General features: G+C 46.3%; 14 protein-coding genes and 1 riboswitch. Of the genes, 6 read left to right on the top strand and 8 right to left on the bottom strand.

Annotation, left to right across the window (positions count from 1 at the left end; all coding sequences use genetic code 11):
• Window positions 1-194 precede the first annotated feature (194 nt).
• The 3 genes from BLV50_RS05635 to BLV50_RS05625 form a co-directional block, all read right to left on the bottom strand.
• The gene (locus tag BLV50_RS05635; protein ID WP_090806374.1) at window positions 195-1,334 is read right to left on the bottom strand and encodes a collagen-like protein; all 1,140 of its coding nucleotides are present in this window, start codon (window positions 1,332-1,334) and stop codon (window positions 195-197) included.
• 357 nt (window positions 1,335-1,691) lie between these two features.
• Window positions 1,692-1,901 (bottom strand): hypothetical protein, encoded by a 210-nt coding sequence (locus tag BLV50_RS05630; RefSeq protein WP_063564961.1) that lies wholly within the window; start codon window positions 1,899-1,901, stop codon window positions 1,692-1,694.
• Window positions 1,902-2,036: 135 nt separating this feature from the next.
• Window positions 2,037-3,314: a VPS10 domain-containing protein gene (locus tag BLV50_RS05625; protein ID WP_063564962.1), complete on the bottom strand. Its 1,278-nt coding sequence runs from the start codon at window positions 3,312-3,314 to the stop codon at window positions 2,037-2,039.
• A gap of 312 nt (window positions 3,315-3,626) precedes the next feature.
• Between BLV50_RS05625 and BLV50_RS05620 the strand changes: the two genes are divergently transcribed.
• A complete protein-coding gene (locus tag BLV50_RS05620; RefSeq protein ID WP_063564963.1) occupies window positions 3,627-4,556 on the top strand; it encodes an L-lactate dehydrogenase in 930 nt (309 codons plus the stop codon).
• A gap of 415 nt (window positions 4,557-4,971) precedes the next feature.
• Here the strand turns inward: BLV50_RS05620 and BLV50_RS05615 are convergent, their stop codons facing one another.
• From BLV50_RS05615 to BLV50_RS05595, 5 genes are all read right to left on the bottom strand, one after another.
• Window positions 4,972-5,904 (bottom strand): tyrosine-type recombinase/integrase, encoded by a 933-nt coding sequence (locus tag BLV50_RS05615; protein ID WP_072732885.1) that lies wholly within the window; start codon window positions 5,902-5,904, stop codon window positions 4,972-4,974.
• Between the two features lie 27 nt (window positions 5,905-5,931).
• Window positions 5,932-7,005, bottom strand: a complete 1,074-nt coding sequence (locus BLV50_RS05610; protein ID WP_090806372.1) for a hypothetical protein — start codon at window positions 7,003-7,005, stop codon at window positions 5,932-5,934.
• A gap of 313 nt (window positions 7,006-7,318) precedes the next feature.
• Window positions 7,319-8,758 carry a branched-chain amino acid transporter BcaP gene (locus BLV50_RS05605; RefSeq protein ID WP_090806370.1) on the bottom strand — a complete coding sequence of 480 codons (1,440 nt, stop codon included), beginning with the start codon at window positions 8,756-8,758 and terminating at the stop codon, window positions 7,319-7,321.
• Window positions 8,759-9,300: 542 nt separating this feature from the next.
• Complete coding sequence (locus BLV50_RS05600; protein WP_090806368.1) at window positions 9,301-10,677, bottom strand: amidohydrolase family protein; 1,377 nt, start codon at window positions 10,675-10,677, stop codon at window positions 9,301-9,303.
• A 213-nt stretch (window positions 10,678-10,890) separates the two neighbouring features.
• Window positions 10,891-11,451 (bottom strand): CGNR zinc finger domain-containing protein, encoded by a 561-nt coding sequence (locus tag BLV50_RS05595; RefSeq protein WP_090806366.1) that lies wholly within the window; start codon window positions 11,449-11,451, stop codon window positions 10,891-10,893.
• Window positions 11,452-11,587: 136 nt separating this feature from the next.
• On the opposite strand from BLV50_RS05595, the gene BLV50_RS05590 reads away from it, so the two are divergent.
• The 5 genes from BLV50_RS05590 to BLV50_RS05570 all read left to right on the top strand — a co-directional run bounded on the left by BLV50_RS05590 (window position 11,588) and on the right by BLV50_RS05570 (window position 16,562).
• Window positions 11,588-12,085, top strand: a complete 498-nt coding sequence (locus BLV50_RS05590; RefSeq protein WP_090806364.1) for a DinB family protein — start codon at window positions 11,588-11,590, stop codon at window positions 12,083-12,085.
• An 83-nt stretch (window positions 12,086-12,168) separates the two neighbouring features.
• Window positions 12,169-12,320, top strand: a riboswitch (FMN riboswitch).
• 144 nt (window positions 12,321-12,464) lie between these two features.
• The gene (locus tag BLV50_RS05585) at window positions 12,465-13,445 is read left to right on the top strand and encodes a DMT family transporter (RefSeq protein ID WP_063564970.1); all 981 of its coding nucleotides are present in this window, start codon (window positions 12,465-12,467) and stop codon (window positions 13,443-13,445) included.
• A gap of 136 nt (window positions 13,446-13,581) precedes the next feature.
• A complete protein-coding gene (locus tag BLV50_RS05580) occupies window positions 13,582-15,087 on the top strand; it encodes an amidase (RefSeq protein WP_090806362.1) in 1,506 nt (501 codons plus the stop codon).
• A gap of 112 nt (window positions 15,088-15,199) precedes the next feature.
• A complete protein-coding gene (locus BLV50_RS05575) occupies window positions 15,200-15,823 on the top strand; it encodes an urea carboxylase-associated family protein (RefSeq protein WP_256337860.1) in 624 nt (207 codons plus the stop codon).
• Window positions 15,824-15,935: 112 nt separating this feature from the next.
• Window positions 15,936-16,562, top strand: a complete 627-nt coding sequence (locus tag BLV50_RS05570; protein WP_063564972.1) for a LysE family transporter — start codon at window positions 15,936-15,938, stop codon at window positions 16,560-16,562.
• Window positions 16,563-16,624 lie beyond the last annotated feature (62 nt).

The following is a 16,624-nucleotide window of genomic DNA, read 5'->3' as shown; positions in this document are numbered from 1 at the left end:
AAACCTAGGACAGCCGGAGTCTTGACCCGTCTTCTGTAATATATATGCACGTTAACAGGGAACTTGTTATTCGTATTCAAATCCAATATGTATTAACATATCAATGCGCCTCGTCCTAATCAAATCCTTGGCACCAACTGGGATAGCGCCTTGATGAATGAACGTTATCCCAGTTGAGGTACCCTACCCCCTCTCTATGCTAATTGAGTAATAACCAGATGTGCCGAAACTGGCCTTGTTCCTCCTGCGAGCGGAGTCATGGTTAATGCCGTTGATTCTCCAGCTGGATTGCGTACAGTGAGTATTGTATTAATTACTGTTGTTTGCACGATAGCCATTCCTGGCATCTGACTTGTACCTGTTGCCCGCCCCACAACTGAATTGGAGAGGTCAGCGCCATTAAGTGTTAACATAAGTTGCCCAGCTTCATTCATACTCCCCTGAAACAAAACCAGATACGTACCGATCGCAGCCAAATTAAATGTACTCGGTCCTGTACGAGTAATTGTAGTCCCACTTGTAGGTCCATCTTGCGGAAAACTTACATCCGCGCCCGGAGCAACCGTTGCTGCATTGTCTGGAGGCATCAGCGCAAAAAAATCGGCAAATCCAAGAACCCCTCCGGCTACTCCTGTAGCGCCAGTAACACCCGTTGGTCCAGCTACTCCCGTGGTTCCGGTGACGCCCGTTGGACCTGCTACACCAGCTGCGCCTGTCGCTCCGGTAGGCCCCGCTGGACCTGCCAATCCTGCAGCACCCGTGGCACCTGCCACTCCAGCTGCGCCTGTCACTCCGGTAGGCCCCGCTGGACCCGCCACTCCTGTAACACCCGTGGCACCCGTGGCACCTGCTGGACCTGCAACACCAGCTGCGCCCGTGGCCCCAGTCGCACCGGGAAAGCCTTGCGGTCCAATAGCGCCAGCTGGGCCCGGCACACCCTGAGGTCCTTGTGGACCCACAAGTCCTTGTTCCCCAGGAATACCCTGCACGCCCATCGGTCCGGCTGGACCAGCCAGCCCCTGTGGACCCATGGCTCCCGCTGGTCCAGGTTGACCTTGAGGTCCTTGTGGACCTGGAGGGCCTCCGGCCGGACCCTGAGCTCCAGGTGGTCCTTGCACCCCTTGCTGTCCTTGAATTCCCTGTGCGCCCTGAGTACCTTGTGGTCCTGTTGGACCAGTGACCGTAGGCGTAATAATTTTCACTTTAGGTGGCGGACATTTTACCTGAACTATTTTTTTAGCCACCTTCACTTTGCAATCTTTTCTTTTAGATTTGCAAGGATATGCCGTTACCTTTTTTCTCTTAGATCGCTTCTTCTCTTCTGAACTGCTCATCGTGTGGACACCTCCCTATAGACATAGTTTAACGTACGTATGTGGTTAGTTTGGTGTATGGACGAAAAACCATATTCAACTAAACTACAACCTATATTTAGGAAAAAAAGGCTATTAACGTGGTAGATTGGCCCTTTTTAAGAGGAGTAAAGCAAAAAAAAGGCTCTGATCGTGATAGTATATAGTTTTGATTTATTATGTTTTAACCAATTATGTATCTTTCTCTTATAAATTTCTTTTGTGATTTGATTCCATAAGCAAGAGTCAATCCGCACAAAAAGGAAACATCCCCGCTTGGAGATGTTTCCTAACAATCTGACTGTTATATTCAGAACACTTAATATTCTTCCTATGAGTCTACGCGTACATCAGATCCATGAATCCGCGAGTGACTTCTTCACCATCCGCTTGCTCCGGTTCATCTGCCTGTGCGTGCTTCGCCATGCAGGCTTTGACTTCTTCCTCGGTGGTACAACGGTTGGCATCATCACATGTGTAGCATAATTGGAGCATGTATCTGGTTAACTCGTCCGCCTGCGTGAATTGAGCTTGTTCATTCGTTCTCATGTTCATCACTCCCATCTCTTCTTGAATTCAATATAACATCATTTGAAGGGATTTATTGTGATTTATTTCACAAAGTAATTAAAATGAAAAGAAACCCGTAGGTTCCCTTTCTTAAGACGTTTTATTCGAACGCAATTATAGTACTTTCCAACGCACACCGCCGTCTATGGTTTGCAGCAACAGTGATCTTTTGGCATCTGTATTTTCGACCAAAATCCAGCCTAGTTTCGAAGAAACCATTTGGAGCTTGACGATCTCAGGGTACTCTTTAAGAATGTTTTCTAGTACTTCACTTGTAGGAAGTGCTTTCCAAGTCTTGCCGGCATCTTTCGTGTAATAAGTCTTGCCTTTCTGCATGACCCAGCCTTCCAAGGGATTTAGAAATGTAGGAGTCAGACCGCGATTGATTCCGGTTTGTTTATTCAGACTGAACGTTGATAACTGCCAGCTCTCTCCGCCATTTGTTGTGAAAAACCCGTTGAATTTGGTGCTTTCCCCTTGAGAACAGGATATTGACATCCAGGCAGTTTGAGCTTCCCGTCCAAAAAACTGTGGCGAGCTGATGTTAAAATTACCACATCCGTTAAATTTGTTTCGGTCAAAGAATGACGGGCCCGACTTCCAATGTTGGCCACCGTCCGCTGTAACGTACAATTTCGGCGTACCGAACTCTAGAGCGGTCAAGAACCCGTGATCCGAGTCCGAGAACGTCATCCCAGTTGAATAACCCCGTGTAGGGATCTCTGCAGATGCTGGTTTACCATCTTCGTCACTCGAAGTCATCTGATTCCAGGTAATACCGCCATCTTCGGTAAGATACAATTTCTTGTCTTGCTTGCCAATGGAAGTATCCACTGTTGTCAGTATCCAGCCTTTCTCAGGAGAAACAAATGTAATGGCCGTCACTTTATCCGTCTTCGATAAGGAGGACAGACTCCAACTCGCTCCACCATTATTCGTGCGCAGCACCATCGTATCTGTTCCACCCATTCCTTCACGAACAATCCATCCATGTGTACTATCTACAAAATAAATGCTTTGTCCATATTGCGGATTAGCCGGAAACTGAACATTTTCCGAAGGTGAGATGTTGGTCCAGGTACTTCCCTGATCCTGAGTATAATACAGACGCAAGGCGTTCCGCGTCACTCCCCACGCTAATCCACCGTTACCATTAAGCAACTGGAAATCGGTTAAACGGGTCTGAATTTGATATTTGGCTGTATCCGAAGCTTGTGTACTGTTTGCGGGGGGAACAACAGTTAAGGTCTGGCCCATATTCCCGTTATCTTCTTGCTCCTGCGGCGGCTCTGCCACCGGGGTCTCTCCCGAATCGGTGCAAGCCGCCAGCAGAGCAGCTATACCGATAGACAGCAATGCTGTCTGCGCGATTTTGATCCATTGCGAACGCAAGTGGTTTCCACCTCTCTCATCCAATAAGCAGGCGCGCATGCCTGTCCATTCATGTTGTTTTTACGATTCATCTGAATCCACTGCTCCTATTCTACCACAAACGATGTCGAAAAGGTTCATCTCCACTCTCTGGAAGCAGACAGCGATCATTTTAGTGCATCTGTTTCTTGTATAAAACATAAACCAGGTTTTCGACGAAATCCTCCGTAAAAAGACATGAAATGTGAAAAAGTTTATAGACATGGCTCGCTTTTCGCACGCTTATCCCTTAATATGGATGGAAGTATACCCCAAAAAGGAGAGGATATGAAAATGGTAAACAGTGCAGCGCTCAAACCAAGTCGTGTCGTTATTGTAGGCATGGGTGCGGTGGGAACAACAACGGGATACACGCTGATGTTAAGACAGCGTTCGTCCGAGTTGGTATTTGTGGATGTGAATCATGATAAGGCTACCGGCGAAATGCTGGATATGAACCACGGTCTCCCATTTACCGGAGGCGTTAAAGTATGGGCAGGCGATTACTCCGACTGCAAAGACGCAGACATCATTATTATTACTGCAGGTGCTTCCCAAAAACCAGGAGAGACTCGCATTGATCTACTGAAGAAAAATGCAAGCATTTTCAAAGAGATCATTGAACGTATAACTGAGGTTAATTCCCATGGTATTCTTTTGATTGCAACGAACCCTGTAGATATTTTGTCCTATACTTCTTGGAAACAAAGCGGTTGGCCCGCTTCACGCGTAATTGGTTCTGGTACTTTGCTGGACAGCGCACGTTTCCGTTACCTTATTGGTAAAAACAAAGGAATTGATCCACGCAGTATTCACGCTCATATTATCGGGGAGCATGGCGATTCCGAAGTACCGGTATGGAGTCTCGCCAACGTTGCAGGAACGAATCTGGATCTGGATGAAGAAACACAACAAGATATCTTCGACCGGACTAAAAATGCGGCTTATGAGATTATTAATGCCAAAGGTGCCACTTCCTATGCAATTGCGCTCGCTTTGGACCGTATTGTGGCTGCCATTCTGGGCAATGAAGGCTCCGTACTGAACGTTTCCACATTGCTGGAAGATTACAATGGCGTATCCGATGTATATCTGGGTGTTCCATGTGTAGTTGACCGCAACGGCGTGCGTGAGATTTTGCCACTTCCTTTGAATGAGACGGAGAAAGTCGCTTTCCAAGCCTCTGCTAACAAATTGAAGGAACAAATTGCCGGACTGGAGTAAATCCAAATCCAGGCGTTTGACTAATCACGTTATTTTATAATGATTAAATAGCGTTAAGGTTGTATAACTAAAGGACCACCTGTATCTTCATTGCGAAGATGCGAGTGGTCCTTTGGTCTTATTAATAGCTTACACTGTTGTATATCGTTAAGTTTCAATTGAAGGTCAATGTCTGGGTAGTATATCACCCTATTTCATATGGAAAAGAAAAGTAAACATTGATTTCATAATTTAAGTTTACATAATAATTATTCTGTAATAATAAAAAACGAAATTATTTTATAATTTCAGACCGCCTCTCATTTTCCATTAAATGTATTAATAATCCACTCCATCAAAATGCAAAAAAAACCTGTCGTTTTGGACAGGCTTTTCTATCATTACTTTCTTCTATTATATAAACAAAGCTTATCTTTTACATATCAGCCACAAACGCGGGAAGTTTGACATCCAGCAAGGCCATCGCTTCTTCCTTCTCGCGGCTGGTTACGTGGGTGTACACTGTGGTGGTTTGAATGGAGGAGTGACCCAACAGCTCCTGAACCGTTCGCAGATCTGCTCCGCGTCTAAGCATCATGGTCGCAAATGAGTGACGCAGTTTATGACTGGAATAGTTCACACGCTGATTGGAGGCTGATTCCTGCTGAAAGCGTTCAAAAGTTTCGGTTGATATAAGCTGAATACTGCGTATCGACAATCGTTTCCCCTTTTGAGACACGAATAATGCCTCTTCTTTCGCCCGCCATGGATCCAGCCGCTCCTGAAGAGCCTGGGATAACAGTTCGGCAACGGTCTCAGGCACAGGCAATGTACGCCATTTCCGGCCCTTACCGAATACATCCAGTGTGCGCCGTTCCGCATTATAATCTTTGCAGTTCAAGGCATGCACCTCTCCGACCCGCAATCCCATGTATCCCATGAGTAGAAAAATAGCCAGGTTTCGTGTACGGTACTTACCCTCAACCGATTGCAAAAATCGTTCCAAACCGCTTTCATCAAGGAAGACGGGGGCCCGATTTTGCTCGGTTTTGGATTTCTTGATTCCGAAAGCTGGGTTATTGGTCACCAATTCAAGCTCAATCAATGACTTATAAAAACAGTTCACCGCAGCGTGTTTCCGATTACGCGTCGAGTCACTTACCCCTCGTTCCCGAGCTCGGGACAAGAAGGATAACACATGAAGTTTTTTGACCTGCTCCAGTGACTTTCCATGAATAGAGACGAGAAATTCAGCAACGTCACCTGTGTATGATTTTACCGTATGTCCCGTGTAGCCCGCATCTTTCATCCATATATGAAAAGCTTCAAGCTCATCGGCGTATTGCTCCTGAATCTCTTCGGTCATCATCTGTGTTCGTCACCACACTTCTATTTATTAATCTACAATTACGACATCGATTAGTGGAATGATCGCTTCGGGTTGTCCCTCACTGCGGGTGAGTACAAATGAAGGGAGTGGATTTTCGTGCAGTCCATTCACTGATTCACAGATCTGAACATACAAGTCCATACGCAACGTCTCGCCTTCACCCGCAACATCAATTACAGGCCATGCTTTCTCTGCACAGGATGGCCAGTATGCCAATTCGTTTACCGGCACGATACTTAATTGTTTAATTTCAGGATGCACACGGTATATCCCCGTGGTCTGAGGTTCATCACCCAGCTTGTCTACCGAAAGTATAGTTCTCGAATGTTCATCCGGAGCCGAATATATCGAATAACACCAAGGTGTTACTCCCCAGGCAATCGCCATGAGACCTTCCTCCAGCAAGGTGTCCGAAAGGTCACCCTCACTGAATTGTTCAATCAGATTATGGTTTCCAGAACCGATCAGATCTTCTACAAGTTTCGCCATACGAGGCAGATCTGCGAGAATAAAGCCACCACTGCCGTAGGAGTCAAACACATGATTATCCCGTGTCCATACCGTTTCAAGCGCTGTATTCATCTGCGAAGCTTCGGCTGGAAACAGACATATCGCAACTGTTACCACCTGAGCGTATTTCACCATGGCATGCTGCTCGGGCTCCAGCGGTCCCTCTGCGATGCGGGGTGTTTTGACATGCAGTGAAATTCGCAGCTCGTATTCCCCTTCTGCAAAGTCACCCAAATTCAATACGATCGGATGATCTATTCCTTCAATGGGAGTGAGTGAGCATGTACTGTCTGGTCGCAGGGTAACTGCATATTGTGCAAATCCCAGCTCCTCCCCATATATGATAATGGCATCTTGTCGATCCAGCGGTGCATTCATATGTTGTGCAACAACCGATACTTTGCGTCCATCCTTCAAAAGCCGCTGCGGATCAATATCCACTTGATATTTGTTTGTGTCCTCTGGATGTGAAAGGATTAGCTTCGTCTCGGCAAGTACGGCTGAGTCAGCCAATGCAAAACCGAAATTCGAATTATGGTGCTGTTGATTGGTATGTACTGGTGTGTTCATGGTACATCCCCTCTCCTATGTCTGATGGCATGTCACACCCCCAAATATATGTCATATTTGCCCTGACCGCAACCCCGGTTCCGCTCACAAGGATAGATGTATTACTTATTAGATACCCAAATATAGCCTTATCTATCTCTGCTTTTTTTCGCATTACATGAACTGCTCTCACAAAAAAAGCCCCATACCGCGCCGCTTTGGCGATGCAGTATGAGACAATGCAGTTGACTCTATTAACGTATAGTTTCAGTGTGACAAATTAATTTACTAATCTTTCAAGATATCTCTACAATGTAGGAATCAGCTATGACAGCTATTTCCCCTTTGTTGTTTTGAACGTGTCCGATATACGCCGTGCCGGATTTAAATGACTGTGATGACGACCGTAGACAAAGTAGATGATTAAACCAATAATTAACCAACCGAAGAACGTAATCCAGGTCAGAGCCGCAAGACGTGTCATGAGGTACATACAGCCAACAGCACTCAGAATAGGAATCAATGGGACGAAAGGCACGCGGAATCCCCTTTTGAGTTCCGGGTTGTTTTTACGCAATACGATAATCCCCAGACTCACAACCGCGAAAGCAAACAGTGTTCCGATGTTCGTCAACTCCGCCAGATGACCAAGTGAGATGAATCCCGAGAATAAAGCGACGATGATCCCAGCAACCCAAGTTCCCGTAGCAGGTGTTTGGCTTTTACCACTGACTTTGGAGAACACCGGAGACAATAGTCCGTCTCGTGACATGGAATAAAGCAAACGTGTCTGACCATACATCATTACAAGTAATACAGTGGTAATTCCGGTAATCGCTCCAAGCGAAACAATCCAGGACAATCCTTTCAATTGCACAAACTCAAAGGCAAAGGCAACCGGATCACTCACATTCAGCATGTGATAAGGTACAATCCCTGTCAGGATTAATGATACAACGATGTAAAGCACCGTACAGATCGCAAGGGATGCAATAATACCGATTGGCAAGTCCCGTTGAGGACGTTTCACTTCTTCCGCAGCCGTGGATACCGCATCGAAACCAATGTAAGCAAAAAATACCGTTGCCGCCCCTGCGGTTACCCCTGAGATGCCAAACGGAAGGAATGGTTGCCAGTTATCCGGCTGCACATAGAACACACCCACTCCGATAAAGATCAGCACCACGATAATTTTAATCGCTACCATGATTCCGTTGGCACGAGCAGCCTCTTTCACCCCTCGGGTGAGCAGGAATGTAATGATTAACGTAATCACCGCTGCGGTGATATCAAAATAGGTTCCCTTTTCAGGACTAAATGCACTAGTGAGCGCATGGGGTAATTGCAACCCGAATCCAGACAATAACGTTTGAAAATATCCAGACCAGCCGCTGGCAACAGCCGCACTTGCAAATCCATACTCCAGAATAAGATCCCATCCGAGAATCCAGGCAATGACTTCGCCAAAAGCGGTATAGCTATATGTATACGCACTTCCTGAAGCAGGCACACTGGAAGCAAACTCCGAGTAACACAATGCAGCGAAGGCGCAGATAATACCTGCCAGCAGAAAAGAAAGTACCAAACCGGGACCTGCATATTTTGCGGCAGCAACACCAGTTAATACAAAGATCCCCGTACCGATAATCGCACCTACCCCGAGAGTCATCAGATCCAATGGGCCAAGCACCTTCTTCAACATGTTGCTTTCGTTATCTCCGGTGGCAATTGGCTTTTTTCTAAACAGGGAAGATCGATTCTGGTTTTCGTTCATACACAGTTTCCTCTCGTATTGAAAATGATGAATGTGTCTCTTTACTTCAAATATTTTGTTTGGGTCATCTGTTCTATGAAAAAGTCCTTTGTTCTATCTTACCGATCAACTACAAAAATCTATCGATTTCTACACTTTGTCGCGTTGCTTTGTTAAATTTATTTTTGGGTGAAGGTATATTTTGTGCGTTCTAGACGAAATTTATCATGATCTGTTGGACAGGGGAGAATATGAAAATCGATTTAAAAGAAAACTGCGTATAATTTATATTATGCGCAGTTTTTTAATAGCTTTTTTCTTAACCAAAACATCATAAACTGGTTGTTACATGCAACTATGCAAATACAGTGCCTTTTCGCCTCTTTTTGCGGTTTATTCCTTGCTCCCCCTGTCCTGTTGCACGATAAACACTACGCCAAAGAGCCGCATATCCGTATGCGGCCCATCACTTGTAACGCTAATAGATCTATAAACGAGATAAGAACATCCACTCTATTCATTCCGGAAGAGAATCACTCTTTCACTCACACGGATCATCTAACTTATGAAAATACAATTCGCTCTGCATCCGACATCTGATATTGAGATAGCAGATATTCCTTGCTGTCCAAAGCCTTCCGCCGAACCTCGTTCAGATCGACATGCAGCAGCTTGCCTTCGCGCTTCACCGGCTGACCTGCTACAAACACGGTATCCACATTGGATGGATTGGCAAATTGAACGACGGCTCCAACCGGATCATGCACCGGGAACAAGTTAAGATCGGTGGTTCGGATCATAATCAGATCTGCTTCTTTACCTGGCGTAAGTGTACCAATCTTCCGCTCAAGTCCCAGAGCCTTCGCGCCAGCAGAAGTTGCAAATCTTAGAACTTGACTGGATTGCAGATTAAGCTCGCCAGGCATTTCACCCTGCAGCAAAAGTTGTTCATTTTCACGGGAACGTTCAGCTTGAAGTGCAAATTTCATCTGGGAGAACATATCCCCACCCGTCGATGTTACAACATCGACTCCGAGCGTTGGAGTTCCTCCGTTTTCAAGGAAGTACCCCGTTGCCGGATACCCATGCCCCATCATCATCTCTACTTCTGGTGTGACGGACAGTGAGGCGCCGCTATCGGCCAACATTTTATACTCATCCGTATCCATCGTATTTCCGTGTACGACGTTCAGGCCTGGGCTCAGTAAACCAGCCTCATACATTTTACTTATCGAACGATCTACGGATCCCCAGCTTCCAAAGCCAACATGCATTGAACATATCGCATCAAGCTCTTGAGCAAGCTGAATTTCCTTCACTGTGGTATCCCAATGGCTGAACTCCGGACCACGAATTGCAAGGCCGAACGTGAGAAGCTGATCCCGTGAAGAAAAATACTGTTCCTTGACTCTTCTCACATCATTCGAATACGTCAGCTTGCTCTCTCTGTTCCAGTAGGGCGTCTCACCCGGTAGACCATAAGCGAAAACCGACCGAATACCCGCATCCTGAAGTCCGCGAATCAGTTCATCCGTATGCTCCGGGGAATACGGCATACTCCAGTCAAGCACCGTGGTCACTCCTGCATTAAGCGCTTCCAAAGAACCGAGAAAATTGGCGATATAGCTGTCTTGTGGCCGGAGTTTACTTCCCATCGCTCCATAGTAGAGATTCTGCAGATAGACCGGAAGTGACCAGTTGGTTCCCGCTGTTTTTAGAAGTGATTCCCATACATGCCGGTGCGTATCTACAAGTCCAGGGAGTATGATCATCTCCGATGCATCTATTACTTCCGCTTCAATACAACTCAGGTCGGGCCGGATAGCAGTTATAAGAGAATCCTCAATAAGAACGTCCGCCCGTTTATACTGACCTACCGACGAATCCATAGACAATACACAACCATTTTTCAGTAGATAACTTGTCCCCACAAGACACATCTCCAATCATTGTTTTTTGTTGGATATACGCTTGAATCCCGGATGTTAATCTCTGATGATGAAATGACTAGCTGAAATATTTTAAGTATATAACCATTATATAGAAGAGGATGGAAACATTCAATTTTGATTACAAAAAAACCTATTGAACATTTCCCGGTTGTCGAAAAGTACCGCAAATCACTCTGTGCATACGCCGTACTCTCATACACTCTACTCTTGCTGCTGATCCTTCTTCTGTTTTGCCCGAAATCTTCTAACCTTCATCAGATTACCACACATCTTGTCATCACAATACTTCTGGGTTCTACTGCGCGTATCGTCATAGAACATCCAACGACAATCCGTATTGTCACAGATACGAATCCTTCCCCCATCCCCTTCAACTAGGGTGATGGCAAAATCGGCTGCTACCTCAGCCATGACCTGCTTCCATTGAGTTCCTACAGGAATAAGTGAAAGCTTAAGTCCCTCATCTCCAACGTTCAGTTTTCTTATGACTTGACCTTCCTTCATCATGGCGTTTAGCCATTCCAGGTCTTGGTTCGATAATGCATTTCCGTCAGATAAACGACTTGCAAGAGCCTGCAATTCATTTCTAAAGTTTCTCAAGGCTCCCTCCTCTTCCGGAGAAGCAGGTACAGGTGCAATCAGTTGCCATTGTTTGATAAATCCTTGCTGCCATTCGGTTTTACCAAGCTTGTCCTCTGAACGATCCCCGCCACGCCAGTCATGGTAATCACTGTTTACAAAATCAGTCCATAGTCTATCCATACGTACCTCCGCTAAAATGTAACTACCTATATTTAAAAAGATAGTTACAATTATTCATGTTTGGGTTATATTAATTGTAACCACATTTAAGCACTTTAGCTAGTTACCATGAATTCATTTTAGGGAGGAAAAATCAATGACTACAACAGCAACAGAACTATTGCTCATTCAGAAAGATGATACCTGGGATCAATGTAACTGGATTGTGCCTTTATCCAAGGCACTCGAAGGACTGACTGCTGAACAGGCAGCCTGGGTTCCATCATCCGGTGGATTAAGCATCTGGCAGTTGGTTAACCATATGTATTACTATAATCATCGCTTGTTGAGTCGTATTCAGGGCACAACACCCTCTGGTGCTCCTGCCGAAAACAATGAATCCACCTTCGGAGATCCGGGCGACCCTTCTGATACTGCTGGCTGGAGTGTACTTATGCAAAATACAACGCAATTAGCCGGACAACTTCGTGATCAGCTCGCTTCATTAGAAGAATCCGATCTTGAAGCCCCGTACATGGATACAGATGAAAAATGGGCACATGAGCTTGCCCGCTGGGTACTCCACGATGCGTATCATGCAGGACAGATTGTATTATTACGCAGACAACAAGGAAGCTGGAATATCATATTCTAAAAAAACACTTGAACTGCTAGCGCTTACAGGAATAAGATGGACTTATTAATGTTACAGCTTGTTCAATACACAATATAATTGAATAGGATCTTCGGGGTAGGGTGCAATTCCCAACCGGCGGTGATGTTCTTCGGAACCAGCCCGCGACTCGCTGTTTGACCCGATGTAGGGATTCAGCGACTGACTTGGTGTGACTCCAAGGCCGACGGTAAAGTCCGGATGAGAGAAGATCAACACATTGACATGCCGTTACCGAAAGGCTTATTTTCGTACGACATGTCAATGATTGAGCCCCCGTTTATTTGGTGTATACCAAAACGGGGGCTTTTGTCGATTTTGCCAACTGAAGATTCCGTGTTCTGACGAAGGAGTCCTGAATATGGAAAAGACACAACCTGCATCAACAGTTTACCGCAAGGAACGAAGTAATACCGGATTCTGGCTCGTCGTGCTCGGCGCCGCCCTTTGGGGTGTAGATCCACTGTTCCGTATTATTTTGCTCAAAACGATGACCTCCACGCAGATTGTACTGGTGGAACATATTATTGTCAGCCTTGTGGCGATTCCCGTGTTATGGAAGTTCCGGGCCGATCTGAAAAACCTGCGTGCTCGCCACTGGATTGCCGTGATATTTATCTCCTGGGGAGGATCTGCTCTCGCCACGGTATTGTTCACCCTGGCACTTACGCATAACGATCCCAACACCGTTTTGTTATTGCAAAAGATGCAGCCGCTATTTGCGATTGTTCTGGCTAAGCTGCTGCTGAAAGAAACATTGCCTCGCCGCTTCGGTGGACTGTTTATCATTGCACTTGCAGGAACATACCTGCTCACGTTTGGATTTACCCTTCCCCTTGGCAACTGGGACAATTGGGTTCATGCAGGTAGCCTGTTATCACTGGGTGCAGCTGCATTGTGGGGCGGTTCAACAGTTATGGGGCGGCTGATGCTGGGGCAAACCCGTTATGAAACGGTCACCTCTCTGCGCTTTGTCGTAGCCTTGCCACTGCTGATCTTTATGACGTGGAACGAAGGTGCTGCCTGGACATTCCCTTCCGCTACAGGTGAACAGGCGGCTGTAGCACTTAATATTCTGGGTCAGGCATTACTGCCAGGGTTACTGAGTCTTCTGTTATATTACAAAGGGCTCTCCTCCACCAAGGCCTCAGTCGCAACGCTCGCAGAACTGAGCTTCCCGATGGCCGGTGTACTGGTAAACTGGATTGCATTCCGCACATTAATTACATGGGAGCAACTGGTGGGCTTCATCCTCATCTGGATTGCCCTATTCGCCATCTCCAAACAGCAAGAACGATCAGCGACTCCGGCTGACGGTGCACCAAAGCTCCGTACGGATTGAATTTTATATAAAAGCAAATCAATTAAGGCACTGGACATCCTTTGAGATGTTCAGTGCCTTTTGTCTTTTCGCTATTCCGGTGGTACGATGACTTATGGAATAGTAGATTAAGTCAATTTAGAGAGGAACGATCATCATGTCTTCGTCTTCATCATTTTCGTATACATCTTACGATGCTATAGGTTTGGCTGAATTGGTTCGCGCACGGGAGATATCGCCTGTCGAATTGCTGGAAGCGGCGTATGCACGCCTGGAAGAAGTGAACCCGCAGCTCAATGCAGTCATTCGTACATATGAAACACGTGCACGTCAGGAAGCGAGTATAGTTCGCCCGGGAGAGCAGCCCTTTGCCGGCGTGCCCTTGTTATTGAAAGATATCTCTCAATCCCTGGAAGGTGAAATTCTCACCTCGGGTTCTCGTCTTCTCAGTGAGCATCGGGCACAGCGGAATTCTAATTTCGTTTCCCGTCTGCGCGATGCAGGCTTCATTATCATCGGACATACCAACACACCGGAATTTGGCCTGAAAAATATTACTGAACCCCGTCTTCACGGTCCAAGTCGAAATCCATGGAATACGAATCACTCGCCAGGCGGTTCAAGTGGAGGTGCCGCTGCCGCGGTAGCCTCGGGAATTGTACCCCTTGCGGGAGCCAGTGACGGTGGCGGTTCCATCCGAATCCCTGCTTCATTCAGCGGCTTGTTCGGACTAAAACCTACACGTGGACGGACACCTGTTGGACCGGGAGTTGGTCGTCAGTGGCAGGGTGCTTCAATTGATTTTGCCTTGTCCCGTTCCGTTCGCGACAGCGCTGCTTTGCTGGATACACTGCAAGTGATTCAGCCAGAAGCTGCGTTTCATGCTCCCCTCTTTCCAGGAAGCTACTTGGCTGATATGCACTATCCTCATCAACGCAAACTGAAAATTGCGTATACTACGGATTCGCCTGTGGGGACACCTGTCAGCGCGGAAGCCAAAGAATCTGTATACAAGCTCGTCCGCTGGCTGGAAGAACAAGGTCATGAGGTTGAAGAAAAGCTGAGTCCGGTTAATGGAGTCAAATTGATGGAGAACTATTACATGATGAACAGCGGCGAAATGGCGGCGATGATCTCTTCGATGGAACGTTCTATGGGCAGAGCATTAACCTCTGCTGATATGGAGATCGAGTCCTGGGTGCTGGCTGAAGCAGGCAAAAAAGTATCCGCTGCCGAATTCGTACATAGTCTGGCCGAATGGGATGTTGCCGCAGCTCAGATGTCCACATTGTTTGAACGCTATGATTTTTATGTCACACCTGTCAATGCTTTTCCGGCACCCAAAATCGGCGAATTGACACCTCATGATGAACAAATTCAGCATCTGATGCGTATTAGCGATTTGGACAAGATCCAGCAGCAGCAGTTGATTTATGAGATGTTTGAACCAAGTCTTACCTACACTCCGTTCACTCAGCTCGCGAATCTGACGGGTCAACCCGCCATGAGTGTTCCTGTGCATCTGACTCCTGAAGGCCTGCCCATGGGTGTACAGATTATGGCAACCAAAGGCCGTGAAGACTGGTTGCTTCATCTGGCTGGTCAGCTGGAAACATCCGAACTATGGGTCGGCATGAAGGGTAATCCACTGTTTCCAGCATAAACGCTGAATACAACCTGTATCATTTTCAATGTGAGCCTTATGTTTGCCAATGTGCATGAAAGCCATGTCAGCTCCGCATACTGAAAGCAAAAACTGCGGAGGAATGTGACGAATGAATATGAATACAACGGAACGCCATAAACAGTCTGTTCGTATCCCGGCCAAAACGGGTTATGCCGTCAAGGTAAATAAAGGTTCATTAATTCGGGTGACCGATTTGGAGGGGCAGCAGGTCGTTGATTTTGTTGCATATGATGCTCAAAATGCCAATAATCGACTAGACCCAGGTGTAACGATGGACGTTTTGCGGTCCTACCGGATCAAACCAGGACAATCCGTGTATTCCAATCAATATCAACCATTGCTTAAGATCGTTCGTGACACGGTTGGTGTTCATGATTTCTTCAACTCTGCCTGTCGTCCGGAAATGTATGAAGTATTATATGACAAAAAGGATCATGCAAGCTGCTATCATAACCTAAATCAGGCTCTTGAACCGTTCGGGATCTTGCCGCCGGATCAGCATTATCCATTTAATTTGTTTATGAAATCGGTCGTAGATGATCTGGGCAAGATTGATGTCGTAGCTCCAGATTCGCGCGCCGGTGATTATGTGGAGATGGAGGCATTGATTGATTTGGTTATCGGTCTGTCAGCTTGTCCTTGTGAAGAAAGCTCATGCAACGGATATCATTGTACAGCCATTCAGCTGGATGTAGAGTCCTTATCAGATTAAGCGACACACAGCTTGTTCTAATTTGCTCCAGACGGGAATACGATGACTTGTACCCATATGTGTGTGACTTACCGGTACAATTCGTCGAACCCGTTAAGGAGTGAACGCGTATATGTCTGTACTGTTTAGTTATATTATTCTGGGAATCTCACTATCCGCTCCAATTGGTCCGATTAATGCCGCTCAGTTGGATCGCGGAGCCCGCCACGGATTTATGCATGCCTGGATTCTGGGACTGGGAGCCATGTTTGCCGATTTGGTGTACATGCTTCTGATCTACTTTGGAGTTGCCCATTTTCTGGACACGCCTTTCATGCGCTCTTTTCTTTGGTCTTTTGGCAGTTTTATTCTGGTGTATACCGGTGTGGAAACACTTTCCAAGTTAAAAGACGGTATCCAAACCTCTTCTACAGCAGAAGCGAGGGTTGGGAAATCTTTTGTCTCTGGCTTTCTCATGGCCCTGTCCAATCCCCTGAATATTTTATTCTGGCTCGGCATTTACGGCTCTATCCTTGCTACAACCGTGAAGCATACCGACACCGCTCATCTGCTACTATACAGTTCTGGTATTTTCATAGGAATCCTTGTCTGGGATGTCATCATGGCTGGCATGGCTAGTCGATTTCATAAACGCAGCAACGAAACCGTTTTGCGCTGGATCTCCATTATCTCAGGAATCTGTCTGATCGGATTTGGCCTGTACTTCGGTTTTGAAGCTGTACGATCTATCTTTTTCTGACATAAAAACTACACTGGACAGTCACCCAACGCCATCCGCATTAATACGTTAACGGTATCATG

It is taken from the genome of Paenibacillus sp. 276b, from assembly GCF_900107875.1.
In the GTDB taxonomy this organism is placed as follows: domain Bacteria; phylum Bacillota; class Bacilli; order Paenibacillales; family Paenibacillaceae; genus Paenibacillus; species Paenibacillus marchantiae.
The sequence above is the reverse complement of the archived record's forward strand: the minus strand, read 5'-3'. Positions and strand labels throughout refer to the sequence as shown.